The organism is Fulvivirga sp. M361 (assembly GCF_007097395.1).
GTDB lineage: Bacteria > Bacteroidota > Bacteroidia > Cytophagales > Cyclobacteriaceae > Fulvivirga.
On record NZ_VKDC01000084.1, the window covers coordinates 1 to 2,875 of the forward strand.

Annotated in this window: 4 protein-coding genes; all 4 read right to left on the bottom strand. The window is 40.7% G+C overall.

Annotated features, from left to right (window positions below):
* Positions 1–124: 124 nt before the first annotated feature.
* Positions 125–307, bottom strand: coding sequence for a hypothetical protein (locus FNH22_RS31590; RefSeq protein ID WP_143402537.1), 183 nt, complete (start codon positions 305–307; stop codon positions 125–127).
* Between the two features lie 75 nt (positions 308–382).
* Positions 383–1,876, bottom strand: a complete 1,494-nt coding sequence (locus FNH22_RS31595) for a Do family serine endopeptidase (protein WP_143402538.1) — start codon at positions 1,874–1,876, stop codon at positions 383–385.
* Between the two features lie 186 nt (positions 1,877–2,062).
* Complete coding sequence (locus FNH22_RS31600) at positions 2,063–2,491, bottom strand: Hsp20/alpha crystallin family protein (protein WP_143402539.1); 429 nt, start codon at positions 2,489–2,491, stop codon at positions 2,063–2,065.
* 200 nt (positions 2,492–2,691) lie between these two features.
* The coding region (locus FNH22_RS32525; RefSeq protein ID WP_221420398.1) for a hypothetical protein at positions 2,692–2,875 on the bottom strand (184 nt) is incomplete at its 5' end.

Here is a 2,875-nt window from a genome sequence, read left to right on the forward strand (position 1 = left end):
GCGGCATAGGCTTAGGACAACTCTTGCCTTTTTGAAAAAGAAGCTTGCTAAACGTTAAATCAAAAACTCAATCCTTGTAAAAGTAAAAAGACCGCCTCAATCACTTTTGAGACGGCCTCTTTTTTTAACTCGCTTTTAAAAGTTTTTCCTGTTTAAATCGGTTTGTCCTGATTTCCTTTTTGTCTAAATCAAACCAGGCACATTCTACCATGTAGGAGCTCTTGTCTTTTATGTAATTTAAGACTTCCATAACTCTTCCGTCTCGCTCATTTTTCACGTGCTCCCCTTTCTTAAAAATTCTCTTCATAAGCATAAATTTTTCAAAGATCGTATGTTAAGTATACGTTTTTTTTAAACAAAATAGTCATAGACGAAGGAAAATTTACATTCCCAAACCGTAATAATATTTACCGGACTGGCCTTCATATACTCCTTCCAGCAGTATGCCACCTTCTTTGTTTTCCAGGATTTTCATCACTTCTTCTTTAGAGTTGACGCTCTCGCCATCAATCCTGGTAATAATAAAACCCTCTTGCATGTCAGTATGTTTTTTTATTTGTCCCGGACCTATGGATTTTACACGGACACCGCTACTGATATCCAGCCTTTTTAGCGTACGACTATCCAGGTCTTCAAGGTCAGCGCCCAATACGTTGAACACATTTTCAGGAGCCCTTTCTACGATCTCTGTATTACCATCCCTGTTCTTGAGTGTTACATTAAAGTCAATGTCTTTACCCTGGCGGTTCACCTTAATGGTAACTACATCTCCCGGGCGCTTACTACCCACGTAACCTATCAGTTGAGCTGTATTTTCTACCTCAATATCGTCTATCTTCACAATCACATCGCCATCTTTAATACCCGCCTCTTTCGCGCCGCTATTACCGGCAATGCCACGTACAAGAGCACCGGAATTAACTTCCAGATCGAACTCTCTGGCAAGTGTACTGTTTACACTGTTAATGGTCACTCCTAACCAGCCTCTTTGTACCATGCCGTAAGAGATCAGGTCTTCCACTACACGACTCACTATATTGGCCGGCACGGCAAAAGCATAGCCGGAGTACGAGCCCGTCGGGCTGGCAATAGCTGTGTTGATACCAATCAGATCGCCATTGAGGTTTACTAATGCTCCTCCACTGTTACCTGGGTTAACAGCGGCATCGGTTTGTATAAAAGACTCAATAGCTGTGTTTAAGCTATCACGACGATCGGGGTTTATGATATTGATGCTTCTGCCTTTAGCGCTTACAATACCTGCTGTTACTGTAGAGTTCAGGTTAAACGGATTCCCCACCGCTAACACCCACTCGCCTACTCTCACATTATCTGAATTGACCAGGGAAAGATGGGACAGTCCTTTTTCTTTGATCTGAATAACCGCAAGGTCTGTGGTGGGGTCTGTACCAATTACTTTGGCCTTATAACTACGATTATCATTTAATGTTACTTCTAATTCATCGGCCCCGTCTATAACGTGATTATTGGTCACAATGTATCCCTCATTATTAATGATCACACCTGAACCACTTCCTACCCTTGGGCCTCTTTGACCTCGGTCGTCTCTGAAAAACGGGCCGAAGAAATCCCGAAATTGTTCCGGCACCTGATCATTTCTACTTGCATAATTACCCACTTGCGTAGATCGGATATGTACCACCGCCGGCATTACTTTTTCGGCAGCACTGGTAAAGTCGAGTGGTACCAGGTCACCTGCTTCATTCACCGAATAAGCGGCATTCATGACAGGTGTATTGTCAACATGCTCTACCTTCACACTTTTAGAGTCATCACGGTCCAGAAGCTCATACGAGCCTATGGTAACTATACTACCCAGGACCGAAGCCAGCACTAATGCACTAAAATTCTTCATACTTCAGTTAATTGATTAATCTTTAAATTTATTTTGAGTCAACTTGTAAAACTTTTCAAGTTTTGAGATTTGGTATTTTCTAATACGGTCAAAATCAGCAATTGTTGTGCCGATCTGTAAATTTTGATATTGCATAAAGGAGAAAAAGGAGAAGCTCTTACACTTCTCCTTTTATTATTCAAATCACTATGAAATCTCAATCAACCGTGATGGTTTTGGCTCTGACGCTTCCTTCTTAGGAATGCTGAGATGCAATATTCCGTCCGTATATTTTGCTTCTATCTTGCCGCTTTCCACTGTTTGAGGCAAGTTAAATGATCGTTGAAATGACTGATAACTGAACTCTCTTTTGGTATAATCACCTTTCTCCTCTTTGCTTTCTTTCTTTTCATATGAGATGGTCAGCAGGTCATGATCTACTTCTACTTTGAAGTCCTTTTTGTCTACTCCGGGAGCTGCAACCTCCACCAGGTAGGCTCTGGTATCTTCTTTTATATTCACGGCAGGAACCGTAGAACCTGATGGGAACCTGTTTCCAAAATTAAATGTGTCTTGTCCGAAAAAGTCGTCGAAGAAAGTGGGAAACAACGGGTTTGTTCTTTTAATAAGTGTCATAATTTCCTCCTTTTTTATGATGGTTTTAAACTTTACAAAACCATATTCAACTTATGTGCCGGGCATTAGCAGAAGGGTAGAATGGGCAAAAATTCAGACAATATGACATATTTCTGCTATTTTATGTGATTTTAAGATGACAATTTGTCTTTTTGTCTCCAGATCGCAGGCATACAACCAAGTAAAACCATAAACCCGGATTATGCATTGGAATAATTGAAAGGAGGGCTTAGGTTATTGATTTGAGAAAATATTCCCTGCATCCATGGTCTTTTTTTAGCAGTTAGAGAGATTTTCAATACCGTTTTATTGGCATGGCTTACTGTCCAAGCTCCTAATGCAAAGCAATAGGATTTTAAAGTTCTAAGGGTGGCCCTATTATGA

Excerpts from the sequence above, each read along its gene's own strand:
- FNH22_RS31590 (WP_143402537.1), bottom strand. The coding sequence starts at position 307 with ATGAAGAGAATTTTTAAGAAAGGGGAGCACGTGAAAAATGAGCGAGAC.
- FNH22_RS31595 (WP_143402538.1), bottom strand. The coding sequence starts at position 1,876 with ATGAAGAATTTTAGTGCATTAGTGCTGGCTTCGGTCCTGGGTAGTATA.
- FNH22_RS31600 (WP_143402539.1), bottom strand. The coding sequence starts at position 2,491 with ATGACACTTATTAAAAGAACAAACCCGTTGTTTCCCACTTTCTTCGAC.